Raw genomic sequence first — 19,655 nt, 5'->3', positions numbered from 1 at the left:
GCCTAGAGACAAGCTCCTGACTGTGCCAATGTCGGCTCAGCAGGGGCTTTTTGCGCTAGGATGCCGTCCCGCAGCGTGACCACGCGATCCAACTCCGCTAGCTGTTCGGTATCGTGAGAGACATAGATCGCAGGGATCTGAGCCTCTGAGACCAGCCGGCGAATGAGCTGGGTGACGGTCGTTGCGGCTTCCGAATCCAGTGCTGCGGTGGGCTCGTCGATGAGCAGCAACTGCGGATCATTCATCAGCGCTCGCGCCACGTTCACACGCGCCTGCTGGCCTCCTGAGAGCTGGCCCGGCATCCGATGCCCGAGCTCTCCCAGACCCACGTGCTCTAGCAGCCGGTGGGCCTTGTCCTTTTCTCCGCGCCTTGCCTTACCTCCCAGAGGCACAACCCGATCCAATCGCTTCATCACCAACAGCTGATCCAGAATGCTCAGGGAGGGAAAGAGGTTGGCCTGCTGAAAGACGATCCCTAGGTAACGCCTACGCAGTGCCGCCGCTTGTCGTGAGCTGGGGGAGTATTCGGTTAAGTCAATGGATTTTCCGCTGCTCGGCAGCAGAGTCACACTCCCTGAGGTGGGCTTCTGCAAGGCCCCGGCGATAGCCAGCAACGTGGATTTGCCGGAACCCGAAGGCCCGGTGATGCCCAGCAGCTCACCGCTGTCTACCTGCAGAGATACGTTGTCCAGAATGCGCCGATGAGTGGAGCCATCGGTGACGTCCAGGGTGATGTTATTGATGGACAGATGCGTGTTCAACGTGGAGATCTCCTCAATCGTGGGTGGGTGGTTAGTGGGTGAGTTCTTAAACGTTGGCCAGCGCGGAACGGGGCTCCACGCCCAGTACGGGTTTGAGAGAGACCGCGGAACCGGCCAGCCCCGCTGCGCCCAAGATCACCGCGGGCAGCGCGAGGGTGGCGGCGGAAATCTCGATGGGAATGCTTCCGCCGATCAGCATGGACGCGCCCCACGTCAGCAACACACCCGCTCCGATCCCGGTGAGAAGTACCAGGAAGGCCTGGCCCATGGCGTCGGAAATAAGGACCCGACAGGAGGCACCCAGCGCGGCGCTGATGACCACCCCGCGCAACCGCTGCAACGTCCATACGGTGAAGAACGCGCCGAGGACGAGGGCGGAGATGACGTAGAGGAGGTTGATCATCAGGTTCAGGCTCATCTGCTCGCCGGCGTAGGAGGAGCTGGCATTCCACCGATCCTTGCCCTCGAGGACGGTGAGGCCGTCGGTGTTTACATCCGTGCCTGCGGGGAGCACTCCGGCCGACGTGGCACCGGGGAGCGCAGAGACGTCCGCGGCGGATTCGAAGCGCGCGGGTTGGTGGTCGAAGTACAGGTCATCTGGCAGAGGCGTGGAACTGGAGAGCACCACGGTGGGTTGCTCGTCGATGCGCGTGCGGGCCATATAAAGAATCTCGCCACCGGCGTTCGTAATCTGTTGGGTTTGCTCGTCGGTGAGGCGAGAGGAGGCGAGGGTGGAGGTTCCCGTGTCTTCCACCGCCAGGGATGTGTTCGAGCCGAGGCGCTCCTGCAGCGCGCTGACGGACTGATAGCTCAGGCCCGCCGCCAGCGACGATAGAAACGTCACGAGGACGGTGATGAGTGTGATGGTCGCGATGATGAGTGCCGCACGGCCGCGAGCCGCGCGCAATTCCCTGATTCCTTGGAACATACTTCTATGCTCTGCTGATCTGCGCGACTGCACATCGGGCAATAGGCTAAACATGGCCTCCTACTAAAGTTGCATGGCATGGTTCACACTCCCCAAAAATCGCGGCCGCTCGCCAGCGCTGATGCGATGGAGCGTATATGGCTTCTGTGGCGGATCAGCATCCACGTGCTGGTAACGCTGTTGTCCGCGGTGGTGTTTGTTCGTGACGGTTTTAGCTGGCCACTGGCGGCATTCATCGTCACGTACGCGGCCGGCCGTTGGGTCCCCGTCAAGCAGCTGTGGGTGCTTGCGGTGTTGGTGTTATGGGTGGTTCTTTTAATGGACGCCACGAGCGCCGGCTTCCTTGCCTTTGCCCTGTATTTCATGGTGATCAATACCTTGCGCCCGGCGTTGGCCGTGCCATCGGTGGGGGTGATCGCGGGCATCGCCGTGTACGGCCTGGGCCGGCATAACGGATGGAGTATCGGCGGGGTGGTGGGACCCATCGTGGGCGCACTGGTGGCATGCGTACTGGGCTATGGTTTTCTGCAGCTCCGGCGCGAATCCTATGCACGGGTAGCTGCCAGCAGACAAGCCGGTGAGGCGGATGAGCGGGCGCGTCTGGCAGGCGAGATTCACGACACGATTGCCCAAGGGTTGAGCTCCATCCAAATGCTGCTGCACTCCGCGGAGCGGCGCGTTACGGAGCATCAAATCGATGACCCGGATTTGCTTCGTGAGCTGCGGTTGGCCCGAAACACAGCTGCGGACAACGTGCTGGAGGCGCGACAAATCATCGCGGCGCTGCAACCGCAGCCGTTGGTGGGCACACAGTTGCCGGTGGCGCTGGCTCGCGTGGTGGCCAGCAGCCCGCAGGGACAGGCGATCGCTTTTGCGACAGATGGTCAGCCGCGGCAACTTCCCGAGGACGTGGAGGCGGCGTTGATGCGCGTCACGCAATCGCTGGTCTCTAATGTAGTTCGGCACGCTCACGCCACACGGGCGCAGGTGACGCTGACATATCTGCCGGATCAGGTGAGCGTGGACGTGGTGGATAATGGCGTGGGGTTTGATTACGACGCGCAAGTGCAACGGGCGGTGAGACGAAAGTCCGGAGCCGAGGGAATTCTCGGCGTGCGTACACGAGTGGCCAAACTCGGCGGAGACGTGCACGTGGAGACCGCACCCGGGCAGGGATGCGGCGTATCAGTGATGATTCCGACATCGCAGGAACGAGACACAGACAGGGGCGCGAAGCATGAGTGAGACAACGGACGGGACCCCAGGTATTCGGGTGCTGATCGCTGATGATCACCCGGTGGTTCGCGCAGGACTGGAAGCGATGATTTCCGCTTTTGTGGGGATCGATGTGGTCGCTACGGCTGATACGGCGAAGGCAGCAGTGGATTACGTTGCAGGAAACCCACATGCGGTGGATGTGGTGTTAATGGATCTGCGCTTCGGGGATGCACCCCACGCTCGATCTGAGCACACTCAGGATGGTGTGTGGGCGACATCTCAAATCAGAGCAAAGGGACAGCGCGCGCCACACGTTGTGGTGGTGACCAACTATTCGACTGATGCCGATGTGGTGGCTGCTATCAGTGCTGGCGCGCAAGGCTATCTGCTCAAGGACTGTCAGCCTGCGGACTTGCGCGAGGGCATTAGAGCAGCCGCGCGCGGGGAATCCATCATGAACCCGCGTGCCATGGACGCACTCATGGGCAGTATGCGCACCCCGACGGTGACACTGACCGCCCGCGAGGTCGAGGTCCTTGAGAGGGTGGCTTTGGGAGAATCGAACCGGCAGATTGCTAGGGCATTGGTGCTGACGGAAGCCACGGTGAAGTCTCACATGGGCAACATCTTTTCCAAGTTGGGCGTGTCCAACCGCACCTCCGCAGTCAATAGCGCGCGAGAGCGCGGGTTGGTCTGAGCTGCAACGCAATCTCACAGATAGGGGTTTGCTGAAAGGGCGGGTGGCGCAGAGTGTCACAGCCATTTCGCGTGCATACGCGGTGCTAACGTGACCGGCATGCGCCGAAGCATCCTGTCTGCAGTCACCATTTCTTCACTCATGTTCGCCTTGGGGGCGTGTACCCCCAAGCCGGACCAAGCAGATGACGCAGTAGAGTCCTTCTTGGAATCGCTGAGCAGCCACGCAGAGCCTGGAGAATTCACGGATAGCCCGGGCAAGGCGCAGGAGGAGATCAATAGTTCCTGGGACAGCCTGCAGGCCGAAGGCTTGAATACCAGTCTCAATAACGTCCGCACGAACGGCAACGTGGCCACGGCGGACTTCACGATGGATTGGGATCTGCCTGGGGAGCGGAATTTCCAATATCAATCGCAGATGACGCTGACCAAGACTCAGGACGATTGGACGGTACGCTGGCAACCGACCGTCATGCACCCGGATCTGGGTGCCAACCAGCACTTGGAACTGCGCACTGTCCCCGCGGAAATGGCCACGGTAGTGGGCTCTGACGGCGCTGCGTTGCTGCAACCGGGAACGCGCTATCGGGTGTTCGTGGATACCTCTACGGGAGATCTACAGTCCACGATGCGACAAGTGGCCATCGAGTTGGATGCGATGCGTGCCAACGATGAGTCCGTGCCCAGCATCGATGCTGAGGAAAAGGCCAAAGAGGCAGAAAATGTCGAAGGTGAATTCTCGCTGTTGACGCTGAACCAGCAACAAGGGCTGGATTTGAAAAACCGCATGTCCCGGGTGGAAGGCCTGCGTTTCAACGAGGAGCAGGCCATGGTTCGCCCAGACCCGAACTTCGCGCCGGACATCATGAGTCGCGTGTCATCTGTCGTGGAAAAGGATCTGGAAGGATCCAACGGATGGAAGGTGGTGGCTGCCACCTCCGAAGGTGCGGAGATCCGGGAACTGGGCGGGCAGGATGCGCAAACCGCTCCCAGCGTTGACGTTTCCTTGTCGAAGAAGGTTCAGGATGCGGCCCAAGCTGCCGTCGATACACGCAGCGATGCCAAGGTGATGATGGTGGTGATGCAACCATCCACCGGCGGCATTCTGGCTGTTGCGCAGACCCAAAAGGCTGACGAAGATGGCGATGCTGCGCTGATGGGTCAGTACCCACCGGGATCTACATTCAAGATCCTCACCGCGTTTGCGGGCATGCAGAATCAGGGGCTTACGCCGGATTCCATCGTGGGATGCCCTGGTACCCAGGACATCGGCGGCCGTATCGTGACCAACTACAACAACTTCTCGCTGGGCAACACGGCCTTGGAGAATGCCTTTGCGAAGTCTTGTAATACGACGTTCGCACAAGTCTCCACCGATCTGCAGCCCGGCCAGCTGCAACAGACCGCCAAGCAGTTCGGCTTAGGCGTGAACTTCAACATTGAAGGTCTCGATACCATCACGGGATCGGTGCCTCGTGGTGATGTCATGCTGGAGCGTACTGAGGCCGGTTACGGCCAGGGTCTGGACTTGGCCAGCCCCTTCGGCATGGCGATGGTGGCCTCCACGGCAGCCTCGGGTCGCATGCCCACTCCGTACCTGATCGGGGGTCCGGAGCACCGCACGGAGGCGCAAGGCGAAGACGGCAATCAGTTGCCTAAGGAACAGCTGGACAACCTGCGTCGGATCATGCGCTCGGTGGTGACCAGCGGTTCCGGTAGCGGAGTTGCAAGCGCCGGTGAGGTCTACGCCAAGACCGGTGAGGCCGAGATCAACGGAGGATCTCACTCCTGGCTCACCGGATACCGTGGAGATTTAGCCTTTGCCACGCTGATTGTCTTGGGCGGCGGCTCGGAGCACGCTACCTCCGTAACCAACACCTTCTTCCAAAATCTGGACGGCAAATAGGCAGCCCTAGTGGGGATGGGCGCCCTGCGCGCCAGCACCTTGCGGGAGGCGCAGGTACAGGGCGTACAGTAAAGACTCATGAGTAGAGCTGCACTAACCCCAGGCCAACCCACGCCGATTCGTACTGTTCCGGCCCATATCCCGCGTCCTGAATACGCGTGGAAGGATTCGGTTGCGGAAAATGTGGGAGAGCCGTGGGTGCAGGCTCCCGAGGTCATCGAGAAAATGCGCGAGGCCAGCCGGATTGCTGCAGAAGCGCTGCGGGAGGCGGGCGCGGCTGTCGTTCCTGGTGTGACCACCGATGAGCTGGACCGCATTGCCCACGAGTACATGGTGGACAATGGTGCGTACCCGTCCACACTGGGCTACCGCGATTTCCCGAAGTCCTGCTGTGTGTCTCTGAACGAGATCATCTGTCACGGCATCCCGGACACCACGGTGGTGGAGGAGGGAGACATCGTCAACATCGATGTCACCGCCTTCAAGGACGGCGTGCATGGCGATACCAACGCCACGTTCATCGCAGGTGAGGCCTCCGAGGAGCACGCGCTGCTGGTCGAGCGCACGGAAAAGGCACTTTGGCGCGGCATCAAAGCGGTCAAGCCAGGACGCGAGATCAACGTCATTGGCCGAGTGATCGAGAGCTACGCCAAGCGCTTCGGCTACAACGTAGTGCGCGATTTCACCGGACACGGTGTGGGCCCAACGTTCCACAACGGCCTAGTGGTTCTGCACTACGATTCCCCCCACGACCACACTGTTCTGGAGCCAGGCATGACCTTGACCATCGAGCCGATGATCAACCTCGGCGGCTTGGGTTACGAGGTGTGGGACGATGACTGGACCGTCCAGACCAACGACCGGAAGTGGACTGCCCAGTTTGAGCACACCCTCGTGGTGACCGAAGACGGCTGCGACGTCCTCACAGCCCTGGATAGCTAAACTGCCCAGCTAGGGCTGGATGCCTGCGGGGTCGGGACCAGTAAATTCTAGCCCCAACAGCGCGTTTTCCACGACTTCGGACAGTGATGGGTGTGGCCAGTATTGGTTCTTGGCCACTAGGCGCGCGTCCAAATCAAAGACCATCACGGTGATCAGCTGCTGAATCAGAGTGGTGGCCTGTGGGCCCATGATGTGGCTGCCCAGGATCTTGCCCGTCTCCGCGTCCGCGATGATCTTGCAGAACGTGCCACTTTCCTCCATCGCCCATCCATAGGCCACATCGGAGTATTCCTGCACCTTGACGGTGATCGCGCGGCCCGTTTCCTTTTCGTACACGCGTGCTTGGTCTTCCGTCAGGCCCACCGTGGCGATCTGTGGGTGGGTAAAGATTCCCGACGGCACGTTGGTGTGATTCAGCTTCTTCAAGTCCTCCGGGTGCAACAGATTGTGCTGCACCACGCGAGCCTCGGCGTTTGCCACGTGCTTGAGCTCGTACTTATTGCTGGCATCACCCAGCGCCCACACACCCTTGGCTGAGGCCCGTCCGTATTCATCGACAGAGATCCTGTCGTGCGAATCTACCTCCACACCGCCTGCAGAAAGATTCAGCAGGTCAGAGTTGGGGATACGTCCCAGTGCCACGAGCAATTCGTCGGAGACTACTTCCGTGCCGTCGTCCAGGACGACGGCGATCGAGCCATCGTCGTTGGTGCGGAAGTCCTGGAAGCTCTTGCCCAAAATGTTCGTCCACTGCTGCTCAGCTTTTTCGTTGAATCGCTCCACCACCGTGGAGTCCAGCTTCTTGAGCAGGTGAGGGGAGCGATTGATCACCGTGACCTCGGTGCCGAGTGCTGAAAAGACGTGCGCGAACTCCACGGCGATGATGCCGCCACCCAAAATCGTCAAGGAGTTCGGGAGCTTTTCGAGGCGCATGATGTCTTCGTTGGTACGGAAATTAACCCCAGAATTCTTGATCGCGTCCGGTATGAACGGGCGCGTACCCGTGGCCAAGACAATATTATCCGCGGTGATGGTGACCGGATCGGCATCGGAGTTGGCGTCGAAAAAAGAAACAGTGAGCTCGCGTGGCCCGCTAAAGGACGCGGTGCCGGAGTACAACGTGATGTTCGGGGTCTTTGGACCGCGACGGTATTCCTCGCCGCCGACGGAGATTGGGTCGATGCGCTCGGCGAATACCCGGCGCTGAATGTCTGTCCAATCGACGTTGGTGATCTCTCCGGTCAAGGAAAGACGCTGTGCGTCGGCGACCTCGCGGGCGACATCGGCGGTGTGGACGAACATCTTGGTGGGAATGCATCCCACGTTGATGCAGGTGCCGCCGAACACGCCGCGCTCGACGATGGCGATCTTCTTATCGTGGAGTTCGACTCCGGGGATGGAGTTGCCCGAACCGGTTCCGACGATGATGATGTCAAAGTGCTCGCTAGTCATGCACCCCAGAGTGCCATCAAACACGCGTGGGCGTGGCAGTGGGTTACTTGACCGTGGACTAGCCGGTGGGAGCGACTTCCTGCAACCACTCGAGGGTGACTTCGAAAGCGTGATCGCGCACCGGCTTACGAGACAAGAACACGTCATGCAACGCATCCGGGATTACGGCAACTTCCGCATCCTTGTTGGCGTGCGGGGCGAACCGGCGCATCTGCTCCGGCTTGAGGATCACATCCGAGGTGAATGCGCGCTCGTCCATCTTCCGCCCGAAGTAGTGCTTGTCGCTGCACAGAAGCAAAGTGGGTACACCGGTGGAGTAGTTGCCCGTTTGCAGCTCGCGGATCTCTTCGCCCACACCCGTGATCCAGGAAATGGTCTTCGGGCGGGCATATAGCGGTTTGAGCTCCACGTTGTAGTCCCACTCGCCGGCTTCGGAGGTGTGTAGGGTCAAGCCGTAGAGGGGATTGATCCCGCCCTTGATCACCATGTTCGGATGGAAGCGGCTTAGCACTGGCATCACCTTGCTGATGGCGAGGCGCGTGAAGGCATCGAATTGCAAACCGAACCACGGCGAGTTGAGGATAACGCCGGACAGACGGGAGAAAAGCTGAGCTTGCGGGCTCTCTGGCATGTCCACCGCATCGCGGTGCAGGCGGGCCGCCCACATGGTCACGCCGAGGCCACCGTTGGAATGTCCAAGGACAACGAGGTTCGGATGGGTCTTGGTGATCAGGGAGGCGGCGACGGTGAGATCCTCGCCGTAGAGGGATTGAGAACTGACGTGGTGCCAGGTTTGACCCTCACGCCACGATCGGCCGCATTTGCGCAGGTCGAGGCCGTAGACCGCGTAGCCTTGAGCGGTGAAGATCTTCGCCGCGTTTTTATGGAAGAAGTAGTCCGTCATGCCGTGGACCATGAGGATCGCGGGGCGGGCGTTCCACGCCGAGCCGTCAGGCTGGTCGTCTGCTTCTGGCCGGTAGCGAACCAACGTGAACCGAACGGGAGCTTCTTTATCTGGGTCTTTGCCCATCTCCACGTAGTGGTAGCCGAAGCCTTCGCCGAGCTCGTCTGGGCCGAACTCTAACTCACTCGCGGCGGGGGCGGATGGGTCATGCAACGCGCGTTGCACCGTCACTTTGCTGCTGAAATCACTCACCTCACTCATACTAATCAACGGGAAACTCCGCGGGGCGCTCATTGTGAAGTCGGAGCGAGGGCGTATGGTTAATGGGCACAACCGTCGTAAGGCATTCACCTCTAAGGCGTGAGTGTCTATCACGCCAGCGATAAAGGAACTAAGAAAAGTGTCAAGTAACGCTTCTGGTAATAAAGACTCGGTTGATGTCCTGCTCATCGGCGCGGGCGTCATTTCCTCCACCCTGTCTGTGATGTTGCAGCAGCTCCAGCCGGACTGGAGCCAGATGATCGTCGAGCGTCTGGACGTTCCCGGCGCAGAGTCCTCGGACCCATGGAACAACGCGGGTACCGGCCACTCTGCACTCTGTGAGCTCAACTACACGCCTGAAGTGGGCGGCAAGATTGATATCTCCAAGGCCGTGGGCGTCAACGAGAAGTTCCAGGTCTCCCGCCAGTTCTGGTCCTACTTGGTGGAGCAGGGTGTGCTGGGAGATCCTTCCGAGTTCATCAACGCAGTTCCGCACATGTCTTTCGCTAATGGCATGAAGCAGGTGGACTACCTCAAGGCTCGCTACGAGGCTCTGAAGGACCACCCACTGTTCCCGAACATGCAGTTCAGTGATTCCGAGGAGAAGTTCAAGGAATCCGTGCCTCTGATGGCGAAGGGCCGTGACTTCAACAACCCGGTAGCCATCAGCTGGTTCGATAACGGCACGGACATTAACTACGGCGCTTTGACCCGTCAGTACCTGGATGCAGTGGTGGAGCGCGGCGTGACCGTTCGCTACGGCACCGAGGTTAAGGACATCACTCGCGACGGCGCGAAGTGGAAGGTCACCACCAAGAACCTGCACACCGGCGATACCTCCACGGTCACCGCCAACTTCGTGTTCGTTGGCGCTGGCGGCATGGCGTTGCCATTGCTGCAGAAGTCCGGCATCCGCGAGATCAAGGGCTACGGTGGCTTCCCCGTGGCCGGCGAGTGGCTGCGTTGCACCAATGAGGAATTGGTGGAGCAGCACCAGGCCAAGGTCTACGGCCAGGCCTCCGTGGGCGCGCCTCCAATGTCCGTTCCTCACTTGGATACCCGCGTCATCGACGGCAAGAAGGGCTTGCTGTTTGGCCCTTACGCCGGTTGGACCCCGAAGTTCCTGAAGAAGGGCTCCTACCTGGACCTGTTCAAGTCCATCCGTCCAGACAACCTGCCTTCCTACCTGGGCGTGGGCGTGCAGGAGATGGGTCTGACCAAGTACCTGATTGAGGAAGTTCTCAAGGATAAGACCGCTAAGGTCGAGGCTCTGCGTGACTACATGCCTACCGCTCGTGACGAGGACTGGGAAGTTGTTATCGCTGGTCAGCGCGTGCAGGTCATCAAGCCGATCGGTGCTCCGAAGTTCGGTTCCCTGGAGTTCGGTACCGCCATGGTCAACTCCGCTGACGGCACCATCGCCGGCCTGATGGGTGCATCCCCTGGAGCGTCCATCGCACCGTCCGCCATGATTGAGGTTCTGGAGCGCTGCTTCGGTTCCAAGATGGGCGAGTGGAGCCCGAAGCTCAAGGAAATGGTTCCTTCCTACGGCACTCGCCTGGCCAAGGATTCCGCACTGTTCAACGAGCAGTGGGACCGTTCGCAGAAGACTCTGAAGCTGGGCTAAAATCCCCTTCATGAGTTTGCATCTCTCCGGCCTCACGGTCTTTGTCCCTTCTACTGCCTCCGCGGAAATTTGTGCGCGGCGGATTGCGGAAAGTGGGGCATTGCCGGTGGTCGGGGAGATTTCTTCGTTTTTATCCGACGCCAAACTCGAGTCCCCTTATTCTTTAGCCATGATCCCCGCGGATCTCGATGCCGCGGATGCCGAGCGCGTTGTGCAACGCGCTCGCGCGCTGCGGATTCCGGTGGATGATCGCCGCAGTGTGGGAACTCGACAGACCCCCACGAGCTCAGATAATGAGCTGGGCACCGTGACCTTGGTGGGTGGCGGCCCGGGGGATCCGGAGCTGATCACGGTCGCGGGTGCGCGGGCGATCGCCGAAGCCGACGTGATTCTGGCTGATCACTTAGGTCCGTTTGAGCTGGCAGAGACGGCTGCGGAGGAATCCGGTGCGGAAGTTATCGACGTGTCCAAGTTGCCGTATGGCAAACAGGTTGCCCAGGAACAGACCAATCAATTGCTGATTGAGTGCGCACAGGCGGGAAAAAATGTGGTTCGCCTCAAGGGCGGCGACCCGTTTGTCTTTGGCCGTGGCTTTGAGGAGTGGGAGGCATTGCACGCAGCGGGTATTCCTGTGCGGGTGATTCCGGGCGTGACCTCCGCAACGTCCGCACCTGCCGTGGCCGGACTGAGCCTGACTCACCGTGGTGTGAACCACGATTTCACCGTGGTTTCCGGCCACGTACCGCCAGGGGATCCACGGTCTGAAACCAACTGGGAGGCCGTGGCACGCCTGACGGGAACCTTAGTTTTAATCATGGCGGTCAAAAACGCCCCAGCTATCGCCACGACATTGATGAAGGTAGAGGGCGGCAAATCTACGGAAACTCCGGTCAGCATCATCGAAAACGCCTCGATGCCTTCGCAGCGTTTGCTAACCACCAGTTTGGGGCAGCTGGCCGAAGTACTACGCACGGAAACGGTGAAGCCTCCCGCACTGTTCGTTATCGGCGAAGTAGCCGATAAGCACATGCAGCTGGGCTGATTTTTCCGTGTTGTGCCTACCCTGCACCTGAGGGGTTTAGGCGCCCACTGTGGTTCCGAATACCCAGCCTATGCCGAAGGTGACCAGCAACGCCAGCCCTCCTCCCGCCACCAGCCGTGTAACGGCCTTGGTTCGACTACCTTCACTGATGCGTGCAGAAATGGAACCAGTGATGGCCAGCGCCATCAACGTGGCCACAATGGTCATCCAGGCTTTGGCTCCCTGCGGTGCAACAATGGCTACGATCAGAGGCAGAATCGATCCGAGGACAAACGAGAAAGCCGAAGCTGCCGCAGCCGCCCAAGGACTAGTGAGGTCCTCCTCGTCCAATCCCAGCTCCACACGTAAGTGACCAGCCAAACGCTGCTGCGGGGACATTTCTTCGGCGGCAGTGAGCGCGGTGGCACGAGACATGCCCAGTTCCTGTAGAGAAGTCACTATGTCTTTAGTTTCTGAGGCGGGATCTTTTTCGTGCGCCTCGCGGTGGATTGTGACCAACTCACGCTCGGTATCCCGCTGCGCGGAGACAGAAACGTATTCTCCGAGAGCCATCGAAACGGCACCTGCAGTAACAGCGGCCACCCCGGCCGTCAGGATCGCGGAAGCGCTGGAACCCGCAGCAACCACGCCCACGATAATTCCGGCGGTAGAGACGATGCCGTCATTAGCACCGAGGACCCCCGCGCGGAGCCAATTAAGTTTTGCAGCGAGCCCGCTATCTTGCTGGGCATTGTGAGTTTCATAAGACATGAACGCGAGCTTAGAAAGTGGTGTGACCTGCGTCAACGATGCATAGCCTGTGCACAGTGAGGAAATGCTTGCATTAGCCTGCAGTCCAGAAGCCAGCACGTGCAGCTGGATTAGAAGGGCTACTTCTCCGCAGGCACGATCAAGGTGACGTTTTCTTCATCGACTATTTCCGTGGAGAAGTTGGCGTCGGAAAAAGAAACCACGCCTGCCACCACATCGCAGAAGGCCTGCGCGGCACGGTCGGCAGGAATGGAGACGTCGGCTAAAGCCAGCTCGCGGGCCACCAAACCCTTGTAGTGCTTGTTGAAGTGGCTGACCACCTTGCGCGTGCCGTCCGGATACAAGGACTCCACCCGTAGCTTCAGAGAACCGGGCACGGGGCCGAGATTCAGATAGCCGCCGGAGCGCAGATCAATGATGGCGTTATCGTCCGCAGGCAACTGCGCCTGCCACTGCTCGAGAGCGGGAGTCAGCACGCCAGACCAGCGGGAACGAACGGTAACGTGATCAGCCTTGCCGCGCAGCTTGAGCTTGGAGCCGGCAGACAGGCGGTAGTAGGGGATGAGGTCCTCGGCGCCGATCACACCAAACAAAGCGGAACCGATGGCCAACTTTTCCCGCGCGGCGGAATTCAACGCGGTGCCGGTGCGCTCGCCGATGACATCCAGCGCGTCGTAGGCCACTCCCGTATAGCGCTCGATGGCGGGCATGGTCGGGGAGGTGAGCAACTCCTTATTGTGGCTGAGCTCGCCGACCTGAGAATCGCGGAGACCGAGTAGCGGTTGGGCCACCTTCGGGGACATGGAAGTCAGGCTCGTGGCGATCTGCTTGCGCACCGTCGTCACCGAGGAATCAACGTTTGAAAGGAACAGCTCCGAAAGTTCCAACGGGGCGGAATCGCCACCCACGGCCTTGGTTTCTGACGGAGGTAGGATGATCAGCATGCATCACATTTTAAGGGGTGCTGGATAAAAGCCCCCTTTGGGTATGTGAGCAGTGCCGCAGGTTGTAGGCTAGCCCTCATGATCACCCGGATGTCTCACCTATTTTTGCGCACATTGCGCGATGATCCCGCCGATGCGGAGGTCCCTAGCCACAAGCTTTTGGTCCGCGCAGGCTACGTTCGACGAGTGGCACCCGGTGTGTATTCGTGGCTCCCGTTGGGCCTGAAGGTACTGCGCCGCGTGGAGGACGTGGTGCGCAAGGAAATGAACGCCATTGGTGGACAGGAACTGATGTTCCCCGCCCTGCTTCCTCGCGAGCCATACCAGACCACGGGCCGCTGGGCCGAGTACGGCGATGCGCTGTTCCGCCTGAAGGACCGCAAGAATGGCGATTACCTCCTGGGCCCTACCCACGAGGAAATGTTCGCATCCATCGTGAAGTCCGAGTTCAGCTCCTACAAGGACTTCCCGGTTACCCTCTATCAGATCCAGACCAAGTACCGCGATGAGGAGCGCCCACGCGCCGGCATCCTTCGCGGTCGCGAGTTCGTGATGAAGGATTCTTACTCCTTCAACCTCGACGATTCTGGCCTGGAAGAGTCCTACCAAGCTCACCGCGGTGCCTACCAGCGCATCTTTGACACCTTGGGCATCGAGTACGCCATCTGCTTCGCCACCTCCGGCGCCATGGGCGGATCTGCTTCCGAGGAGTTCCTCGCAGTGGCAGAACACGGCGAGGACACCTATGTACGCTCCACTTCCTCTAACTATGCGGCCAACGTAGAGGCCGTGGTCACCGTTGCGCCCGAGGCCAAGCCGATTGATGGACAGCCCGAAGCAACCGAGTACACCACTCCGGATTCCGAGACCATCGCCGCATTGGTGGACTGGGCCAACGGGGAAGACGTCACGATTGATGGCCGCACTGTGGAAGCCGCCGACACCCTGAAGTGCATCGTGGTCAAGGTCACCGAGCCGGGAGTGGACGAGGCCGGACAGCCGCACGAGCCCAAGCTCACCGGCGTTCTGGTCCCTGGCAACCGCGAGGTAGACATGAAGCGCCTCGAGGCAGCCATGGAGCCCGCCGCTGTGGAGCTGGCGGTTGAGGATGACTTCAAGCGCAACCCGTTCTTGGTCAAGGGTTACGTGGGCCCACGCGGCTTGGCCGCCAACGGCGTGCGTGTGTTGGCCGATCCTCGCGTGGTGGAAGGCACCTCGTGGATCACCGGTGCCGACGCCAAGCATCGCCACGTTGTGGGTCTTGTCGCAGGTCGGGACTTCACCCCAGATGGCTACATCGAGGCCGCTGAGGTCATGGAAGGCGACCCATCTCCGGACGGCGAGGGCACCCTGACGCTGGCTCGCGGCATCGAGATTGGCCATATTTTCCAGCTGGGACGCAAGTACACCGAGGCCTTCGATGTGCAGATCCTCGATGAGTTCGGCAAGCGTGCCGTGCCCACCATGGGCTCCTACGGCATCGGCGTATCCCGCTTGGTGGCCGTCATCGCCGAGCAGATGCACGACGAAAAGGGCTTGCGCTGGCCAACTTCAGTGGCTCCATTCGGGGCGCACGTGGTCATCGCCAATAAGGATGCCGCCGCAGCAGAAGCAGCGGAAAAGCTGGCCGAGCAGTTGGATGACAAGCGCATCGAGGTTCTGCTGGACGACCGTCCGAAGGTTTCCCCGGGCGTGAAGTTCAAGGACGCCGAGTTGTTGGGCATGCCGCTGGTGGTCGTTGTGGGCCGTGGATTTGCCGACGGCAAGGTTGAACTGCGTAACCGTCTGACCGGTGAGACCGAGGAAATCAACTACGACGACGCAGTAGCGACCATCGAGTCCGCGCTGGACTAAAACCGCTGCGTGTTACTGATCCTGCGTGGCCTCCGCGGCGATGCGGGATTGCTCCTGTGCTAGGTAAACAAGCCAGTGGGCGGCGTAGCGTCGGTCATCGACTGCGCGGGACCCTAATGTGGCCTCCCGTAGATCATCGGTGACGGTGGGCGTGATCTGCTCGATAAACGACATGACCTCTGCTGAATTCTCGGGCTGCTCTAGCCCCTCGCGGAGGGTATAGCCGGCGGGAAATGGGGCGGGCGAGGTTCCGTCCAGTGATTCCGCGTGTGCGGTGAGATCTTCCTCCAGCGTGCGTAGTGCGCAGCGCAGCGGGCGAATCTCCCAGGCATGCGTGCCATCATCTTTGGCAAGACCCAACCCCGTGGCGAACCATCCGGCGTGTGCCGCTTCGCGAACTTTTTCAAACTCGGGGGAGTACTCGGTCAGGGGAAGTTCAGACAGCTCGTCTGGATCGAGGTCACCCAAGACGGGTGCCATGTCCGTAGCCAAATCTAGTAATAGCTCCGCGCTGGGCTGGTTCTTGTCTGGCTGGTCGGCGGTGTTGTTTGAGCTGGTTTCGCTGCCGTCCGAGCTGGAAGCGGCGATCGGTTCCGCAGAAACCACAGCATCGATCAGGGAATCGTTGAGTGAGCCGATGGTGATGCCAGGGTCTACGGCAGCCGCGTCCGCTTGCGCCTCATCAGTACATTCCGCGGGAGCATTGCCCTCGCTGTCTTCTCCACACAGGCGCAACCATTCTTCACGCACGCTGTTTGCTTGGTCCTTCAGCAACTGCCGGGTTGGTTTATCGATATTCGGAGAATCGATGACCTGTTGGTATTCCCCATATAGCTGCGCCAGCGTCTGGTTGGCCTCTGGCTCACCAAAGACCGAGCCCAACGGGTCCTCAGCACCGCACGCGCTCGCCCCCATAAGCAGAGCCGAACAACCTAGTGCAGCAGTGAACTTCCGAGCAGCACGGGGTGCGCGCTGAGTCCGCGAATTGGCTCGCGGAGCAGTCACCGCGACGGCGAGATCTGAATCTTGGGGCTGAGTGCTCACGCGTTCCATAGTGCCATCCCGGCATCCTGATATTGTTCTGGACATGGCATTTCCAACTCCTGAGCAGCTCACCAACACCATCGAACCCCTGCTCGCTCAGTTCGGCATGGTGGTCGAAGACATCAAAGTCACCAGGGCGGGCGCAAAGTCGGCAGTGAGGATCGCCGTGGATGCGGCAGACCCCACTGCCGAGCGACCTTCCCTGGACACACTCGAGGAAATCAGCAAGGCAGTCTCACAACTGCTTGACGATTCAGAGGAATCCGGAGCGCTCAATTTTGGACCCGGGTACACCCTGGAACTCACCACGCCCGGAGTGGAATTTCCTCTGACGTTGCCACGGCACTGGCAGAAGAACGTCGGCAGGCTCGTGAAACTGCCACAAGCAGGAACGGCGCGAATCCTCCAAGCAGACGAGAGTGGCGTCGTCGTACTCACAAAGAAAAAGAAACAACACACGGTGACCACACACGAATTCGGTGATGTGGCAGGTGCAGTGGTAGAAGTTGAGTTCAACAACGTGCCCGGCGATGAAGCCAAACTCATCGGACTGCAACGGCGCGAGTATGAGCCGCTGATCGAACAGGCGGACAAGGAGAACAAGTGAACATAGACATCGCCGCGCTGCGAGCGCTGGAAAAGCAGGAAGGCGTAGGTTTCGACGACCTGCTCCGCTCAGTCAAGTACGGACTGCGAGACGCCTACCGCGGGATCACCCGCTACGAAGGCGAAGTGGACGTCTCGATCGATCCTCGCAGTGGCGAAGTGGCGATATACCAGGTGGAACGCGACGAAAATCGCGAAGTCACGGGGCGCCTTGACGATACTCCCGCAGACTTTGGACGCGCCGGTGCACTGGCAGTCCGTGACGTGATCCGCCAAACCATCACCGCAGCGCGCGTGAACCGCAAGTACGATCAGTATGCACATCTGCGCTACACCGTGGTCTCCGGCGTGGTCTCCCGCGATGCCCGCGCCAACGAGCGTGGAATCACCGTGGTTCGCTTGGGCACGGAAGCAGATGGCCTCGACGGACAGATCCTGGCCGCCGAGCAGATCCCCGGCGAGAAGCTGGAGCACGGCCAGCGCGTGAAGGCGTTTGTCACTGACGTCATCAACAACGGCAACCGCAACGTGCAGATCAACCTCTCCCGTACCCACCCAGAGCTGGTCAAGGGTCTGTTCGCGCTCGAGGTTCCAGAAGTGGCCGACGGGTCCGTGGAGATCGTCTCCACCGCTCGCGAGGCCGGACACCGCACCAAGATCGCTGTGCAATCCACCATCAAGGGCCTTAACGCCAAGGGCGCCTGCATCGGGCCGCGCGGACAGCGCGTAGCCGCGATCATGGAAGAGCTCGGTGGCGAGAAGATCGACATCGTTGACTGGTCCGAAGACCCAGCCGTACTGGTGGGCAACGCATTGGCTCCGTCCAAGGTGGTCAGCGTGCGGGTTATCGACCCGGAAATGCAGATTGCGCGAGTGGTTGTGCCTGACTACCAGCTATCCCTGGCTATCGGCAGGGAAGGGCAGAACGCCCGCCTGGCCGCGCGTCTGACCGGATGGAAGATCGATATCCGCTCCGAGACGGATGCGCAGGCTGAGGCTGCGGACGCTGGGGCTGACGACGCTGGGGCTAACGAAGGTCGGCCGGAAGCGGTTAGCGAGTAGCGCGGAGATCCCACGCCAGCGTCGATCTGCCGGGCTTGGTTTCCCACGCCGAGACACTCGCCAGTTAACCGTTTGTTAAACAACCGCGTTATGATGGTTGATGGTCTTGAGCCACATTGGCCGGTGGACGAACCGCATGTCAGCGAACGAAAGGACGTGATGCGCTGGATGAATACTCCAGAAGTATTCCCTCGCACCATCACCCACATTCCGCAACGGACATGCATCGCCACCCGGAAAACAGCACCGCAGAGCCAACTTCTGCGTGTCGTGGCTCAATTCAAGGACAACGGAGACGTGAAGATCGTCCCCGATCCACTACGGCGACTACCCGGTCGCGGCGCGTGGATCACGCCCGAACTGCAGGCATTTGAGATCGCGGAGAAACGACGAGCTTTCCCCCGAGCGTTGAAAGTGTCTGCCAACGCGGACCTCGACGAGGTCCGTGCGTACCTCGTACACAAGCAAGAGAAAGTACCCGATCACTGATGAGCGCACGATGAAGCAGCATCTGCGATGAGCAGCATCAAGTACGGGAGCCGTACGTAGCCGGTGAATTGTCCGGCCTACGGCTCCAACAAACCAAAGGAGAGTAGTGCCCGGAAAGCTACGCGTACACGAGCTTGCGAAAGAGCTCGGCGTAACCAGCAAAGAACTTCTCGCTCAGCTCAAGGAGCAGGGCGAATTCGTCAAGACGGCGTCTTCCACCGTGGAGCCGCCAGTCGTAAAGAAGATGAAAAAGCACTATGGAGAAGCAGGGGAGTCTCAGGACTCCTCCGCTCCCGCCGGCGCTAAGCCGGGGGCTGCAAAGCCCGGTGCCAAACCCACCCCAGGTGCGGTCAAGTCCGCAGGAGCTAATCCTGCAGCTGCGGCAGCCAAGAGCTCCGCAACCCCTGGCCCCAAGCCGGGAGCCACAAAGCCCACCAATCCAGTAGTGGCAAAGGCAGCAACTGCACCAACCACCTCCGTCAAGCCAGGAGCCACCCCGAACACCGCAAATGCGGGCAAGCCGGGAGCTGGCAAGCCTGATGCAGGCGCCAAGCCGGGCGCGCAGGGCACGAAGCCGGCTGCGAAGCAGTCCGCTTCCGGCCAGCGCGGACAGCAGCCTGCCGGTGGCAGCGCTGCAGCAAAGCCAGGTGCTAAGCCAGGTGCTGGCGCTGCAGGAGCTAAGCCTGGCGCATCCAGGCCAAACCCAGCGGCTGCGGAAGCTAAAACTGGTGCGAAGCCAGGATCCGGCCCGAAGCCAGGATCTGCTGCCGGAACCGGAGCAAAGCCAGGCCCGAAGCCGGGCGGACGCGCGCCACGCGTGGCCAACAACCCATTCTCCTCGAACGCGGAGCGCCCAGCGCCTCGCCCACGCGGAGGACAAGCTGGCCCAGGCGATATGCCACGTCCGGGAGCTTCTCGGTCCGGCCAGGGTGGTCCACGTCCGGGCGGTCGCCCAGGCGGTCAGGGCGGTCCTCGTCCAGGTGGCACTCAGGGCCGTGGCGGTAAGCCAGGCGGCGCACCGCGCGGTGGCGCAGAGCGTCAGGGCGGCGGAAGCCGTCCATCGCCAGCAATAATGCCGAGCCATCCAAGCCCGGGTCAGATGCCCAGCAAGTCTGCGGCTGGTGGCCCAGGCGGCGGTCGCGGACGCGGCGGCTCCGGCGGTCCCGGTG

Annotated in this window: 18 protein-coding genes; 11 read left to right on the top strand and 7 right to left on the bottom strand. The window is 60.7% G+C overall.

Annotated elements, in window-relative coordinates; all coding sequences use genetic code 11:
* Nucleotides 1-2 precede the first annotated feature (2 nt).
* Both CS919_RS00090 and CS919_RS00085 read right to left on the bottom strand, forming a co-directional pair.
* On the bottom strand, nt 3-761 hold the full coding sequence (locus tag CS919_RS00090; RefSeq protein ID WP_099297073.1) for an ABC transporter ATP-binding protein: 759 nt from the start codon (nt 759-761) through the stop codon (nt 3-5).
* Between the two features lie 46 nt (nt 762-807).
* Complete coding sequence (locus CS919_RS00085; protein ID WP_099297071.1) at nt 808-1,689, bottom strand: ABC transporter permease; 882 nt, start codon at nt 1,687-1,689, stop codon at nt 808-810.
* A gap of 78 nt (nt 1,690-1,767) precedes the next feature.
* On the opposite strand from CS919_RS00085, the gene CS919_RS00080 reads away from it, so the two are divergent.
* The 4 genes from CS919_RS00080 (at nt 1,768) to map (ending at nt 6,451) form a co-directional block, all read left to right on the top strand.
* The gene (locus CS919_RS00080; RefSeq protein WP_099297069.1) at nt 1,768-2,934 is read left to right on the top strand and encodes a sensor histidine kinase; all 1,167 of its coding nucleotides are present in this window, start codon (nt 1,768-1,770) and stop codon (nt 2,932-2,934) included.
* Nucleotides 2,927-3,604, top strand: coding sequence for a response regulator (locus CS919_RS00075; RefSeq protein WP_099297067.1), 678 nt, complete (start codon nt 2,927-2,929; stop codon nt 3,602-3,604). The genes CS919_RS00080 and CS919_RS00075 overlap by 8 nt, the downstream gene beginning before the upstream one ends.
* A gap of 99 nt (nt 3,605-3,703) precedes the next feature.
* Nucleotides 3,704-5,509: a penicillin-binding transpeptidase domain-containing protein gene (locus tag CS919_RS00070; RefSeq protein ID WP_099297569.1), complete on the top strand. Its 1,806-nt coding sequence runs from the start codon at nt 3,704-3,706 to the stop codon at nt 5,507-5,509.
* A gap of 78 nt (nt 5,510-5,587) precedes the next feature.
* On the top strand, nt 5,588-6,451 hold the full coding sequence (map, locus tag CS919_RS00065; RefSeq protein ID WP_099297065.1) for a type I methionyl aminopeptidase: 864 nt from the start codon (nt 5,588-5,590) through the stop codon (nt 6,449-6,451).
* 9 nt (nt 6,452-6,460) lie between these two features.
* Here the strand turns inward: map and mtr are convergent, their stop codons facing one another.
* Entirely contained in the window at nt 6,461-7,903 is a 1,443-nt protein-coding gene (gene mtr, locus CS919_RS00060; protein WP_099297063.1) for a mycothione reductase, read from the bottom strand.
* A gap of 58 nt (nt 7,904-7,961) precedes the next feature.
* Nucleotides 7,962-9,068, bottom strand: a complete 1,107-nt coding sequence (locus CS919_RS00055) for an alpha/beta fold hydrolase (protein WP_370551580.1) — start codon at nt 9,066-9,068, stop codon at nt 7,962-7,964.
* A 139-nt stretch (nt 9,069-9,207) separates the two neighbouring features.
* Between CS919_RS00055 and mqo the strand changes: the two genes are divergently transcribed.
* Together mqo and cobA are read left to right on the top strand one after the other, a co-directional pair.
* Nucleotides 9,208-10,695 (top strand): malate dehydrogenase (quinone), encoded by a 1,488-nt coding sequence (gene mqo, locus CS919_RS00050; RefSeq protein ID WP_099297061.1) that lies wholly within the window; start codon nt 9,208-9,210, stop codon nt 10,693-10,695.
* 10 nt (nt 10,696-10,705) lie between these two features.
* Nucleotides 10,706-11,737, top strand: coding sequence for a uroporphyrinogen-III C-methyltransferase (gene cobA / locus CS919_RS00045; RefSeq protein ID WP_099297059.1), 1,032 nt, complete (start codon nt 10,706-10,708; stop codon nt 11,735-11,737).
* Between the two features lie 36 nt (nt 11,738-11,773).
* Here cobA and CS919_RS00040 read toward each other — a convergent pair whose 3' ends face one another.
* Nucleotides 11,774-12,487: a VIT1/CCC1 transporter family protein gene (locus tag CS919_RS00040; RefSeq protein ID WP_099297565.1), complete on the bottom strand. Its 714-nt coding sequence runs from the start codon at nt 12,485-12,487 to the stop codon at nt 11,774-11,776.
* Between the two features lie 119 nt (nt 12,488-12,606).
* Nucleotides 12,607-13,431, bottom strand: a complete 825-nt coding sequence (locus CS919_RS00035) for a YaaA family protein (RefSeq protein ID WP_099297057.1) — start codon at nt 13,429-13,431, stop codon at nt 12,607-12,609.
* Between the two features lie 78 nt (nt 13,432-13,509).
* Between CS919_RS00035 and CS919_RS00030 the strand changes: the two genes are divergently transcribed.
* Nucleotides 13,510-15,285 (top strand): proline--tRNA ligase, encoded by a 1,776-nt coding sequence (locus CS919_RS00030; protein WP_099297055.1) that lies wholly within the window; start codon nt 13,510-13,512, stop codon nt 15,283-15,285.
* A gap of 12 nt (nt 15,286-15,297) precedes the next feature.
* Here the strand turns inward: CS919_RS00030 and CS919_RS00025 are convergent, their stop codons facing one another.
* Entirely contained in the window at nt 15,298-16,329 is a 1,032-nt protein-coding gene (locus CS919_RS00025) for a hypothetical protein (protein ID WP_143341728.1), read from the bottom strand.
* 43 nt (nt 16,330-16,372) lie between these two features.
* Here CS919_RS00025 and rimP point away from each other — a divergent pair, with 43 nt between their 5' ends.
* The 4 genes from rimP to CS919_RS00005 form a co-directional block, all read left to right on the top strand.
* A complete protein-coding gene (gene rimP, locus CS919_RS00020) occupies nt 16,373-16,936 on the top strand; it encodes a ribosome maturation factor RimP (RefSeq protein WP_099297563.1) in 564 nt (187 codons plus the stop codon).
* The gene (gene nusA, locus CS919_RS00015; RefSeq protein ID WP_099297051.1) at nt 16,933-17,997 is read left to right on the top strand and encodes a transcription termination factor NusA; all 1,065 of its coding nucleotides are present in this window, start codon (nt 16,933-16,935) and stop codon (nt 17,995-17,997) included. The genes rimP and nusA overlap by 4 nt, the downstream gene beginning before the upstream one ends.
* Before the next feature lie 168 nt (nt 17,998-18,165).
* A complete protein-coding gene (locus CS919_RS00010; protein WP_234990685.1) occupies nt 18,166-18,486 on the top strand; it encodes a YlxR family protein in 321 nt (106 codons plus the stop codon).
* A 106-nt stretch (nt 18,487-18,592) separates the two neighbouring features.
* The coding region (locus CS919_RS00005; protein ID WP_200818310.1) for a translation initiation factor IF-2 N-terminal domain-containing protein at nt 18,593-19,655 on the top strand (1,063 nt) is incomplete at its 3' end.

It is taken from the genome of Corynebacterium dentalis (assembly GCF_900232865.1).
Classification (GTDB): domain Bacteria; phylum Actinomycetota; class Actinomycetes; order Mycobacteriales; family Mycobacteriaceae; genus Corynebacterium; species Corynebacterium dentalis.
The sequence above is the reverse complement of the archived record's forward strand: the minus strand, read 5'-3'. Positions and strand labels throughout refer to the sequence as shown.

Bases quoted from the DNA above. Each gene is read 5' to 3' on its own strand.
- CS919_RS00085 (WP_099297071.1), bottom strand. From the start codon at position 1,689: ATGTTCCAAGGAATCAGGGAATTGCGCGCGGCTCGCGGCCGTGCGGCA.
- CS919_RS00080 (WP_099297069.1), top strand. From the start codon at position 1,768: ATGGTTCACACTCCCCAAAAATCGCGGCCGCTCGCCAGCGCTGATGCG.
- CS919_RS00075 (WP_099297067.1), top strand. From the start codon at position 2,927: ATGAGTGAGACAACGGACGGGACCCCAGGTATTCGGGTGCTGATCGCT.
- CS919_RS00070 (WP_099297569.1), top strand. From the start codon at position 3,704: ATGCGCCGAAGCATCCTGTCTGCAGTCACCATTTCTTCACTCATGTTC.
- map (WP_099297065.1), top strand. From the start codon at position 5,588: ATGAGTAGAGCTGCACTAACCCCAGGCCAACCCACGCCGATTCGTACT.
- mtr (WP_099297063.1), bottom strand. From the start codon at position 7,903: ATGACTAGCGAGCACTTTGACATCATCATCGTCGGAACCGGTTCGGGC.
- CS919_RS00055 (WP_370551580.1), bottom strand. From the start codon at position 9,068: ATGAGTGAGGTGAGTGATTTCAGCAGCAAAGTGACGGTGCAACGCGCG.
- cobA (WP_099297059.1), top strand. From the start codon at position 10,706: ATGAGTTTGCATCTCTCCGGCCTCACGGTCTTTGTCCCTTCTACTGCC.
- CS919_RS00040 (WP_099297565.1), bottom strand. From the start codon at position 12,487: ATGTCTTATGAAACTCACAATGCCCAGCAAGATAGCGGGCTCGCTGCA.
- CS919_RS00035 (WP_099297057.1), bottom strand. From the start codon at position 13,431: ATGCTGATCATCCTACCTCCGTCAGAAACCAAGGCCGTGGGTGGCGAT.
- CS919_RS00030 (WP_099297055.1), top strand. From the start codon at position 13,510: ATGATCACCCGGATGTCTCACCTATTTTTGCGCACATTGCGCGATGAT.
- rimP (WP_099297563.1), top strand. From the start codon at position 16,373: ATGGCATTTCCAACTCCTGAGCAGCTCACCAACACCATCGAACCCCTG.
- CS919_RS00010 (WP_234990685.1), top strand. From the start codon at position 18,166: ATGAATACTCCAGAAGTATTCCCTCGCACCATCACCCACATTCCGCAA.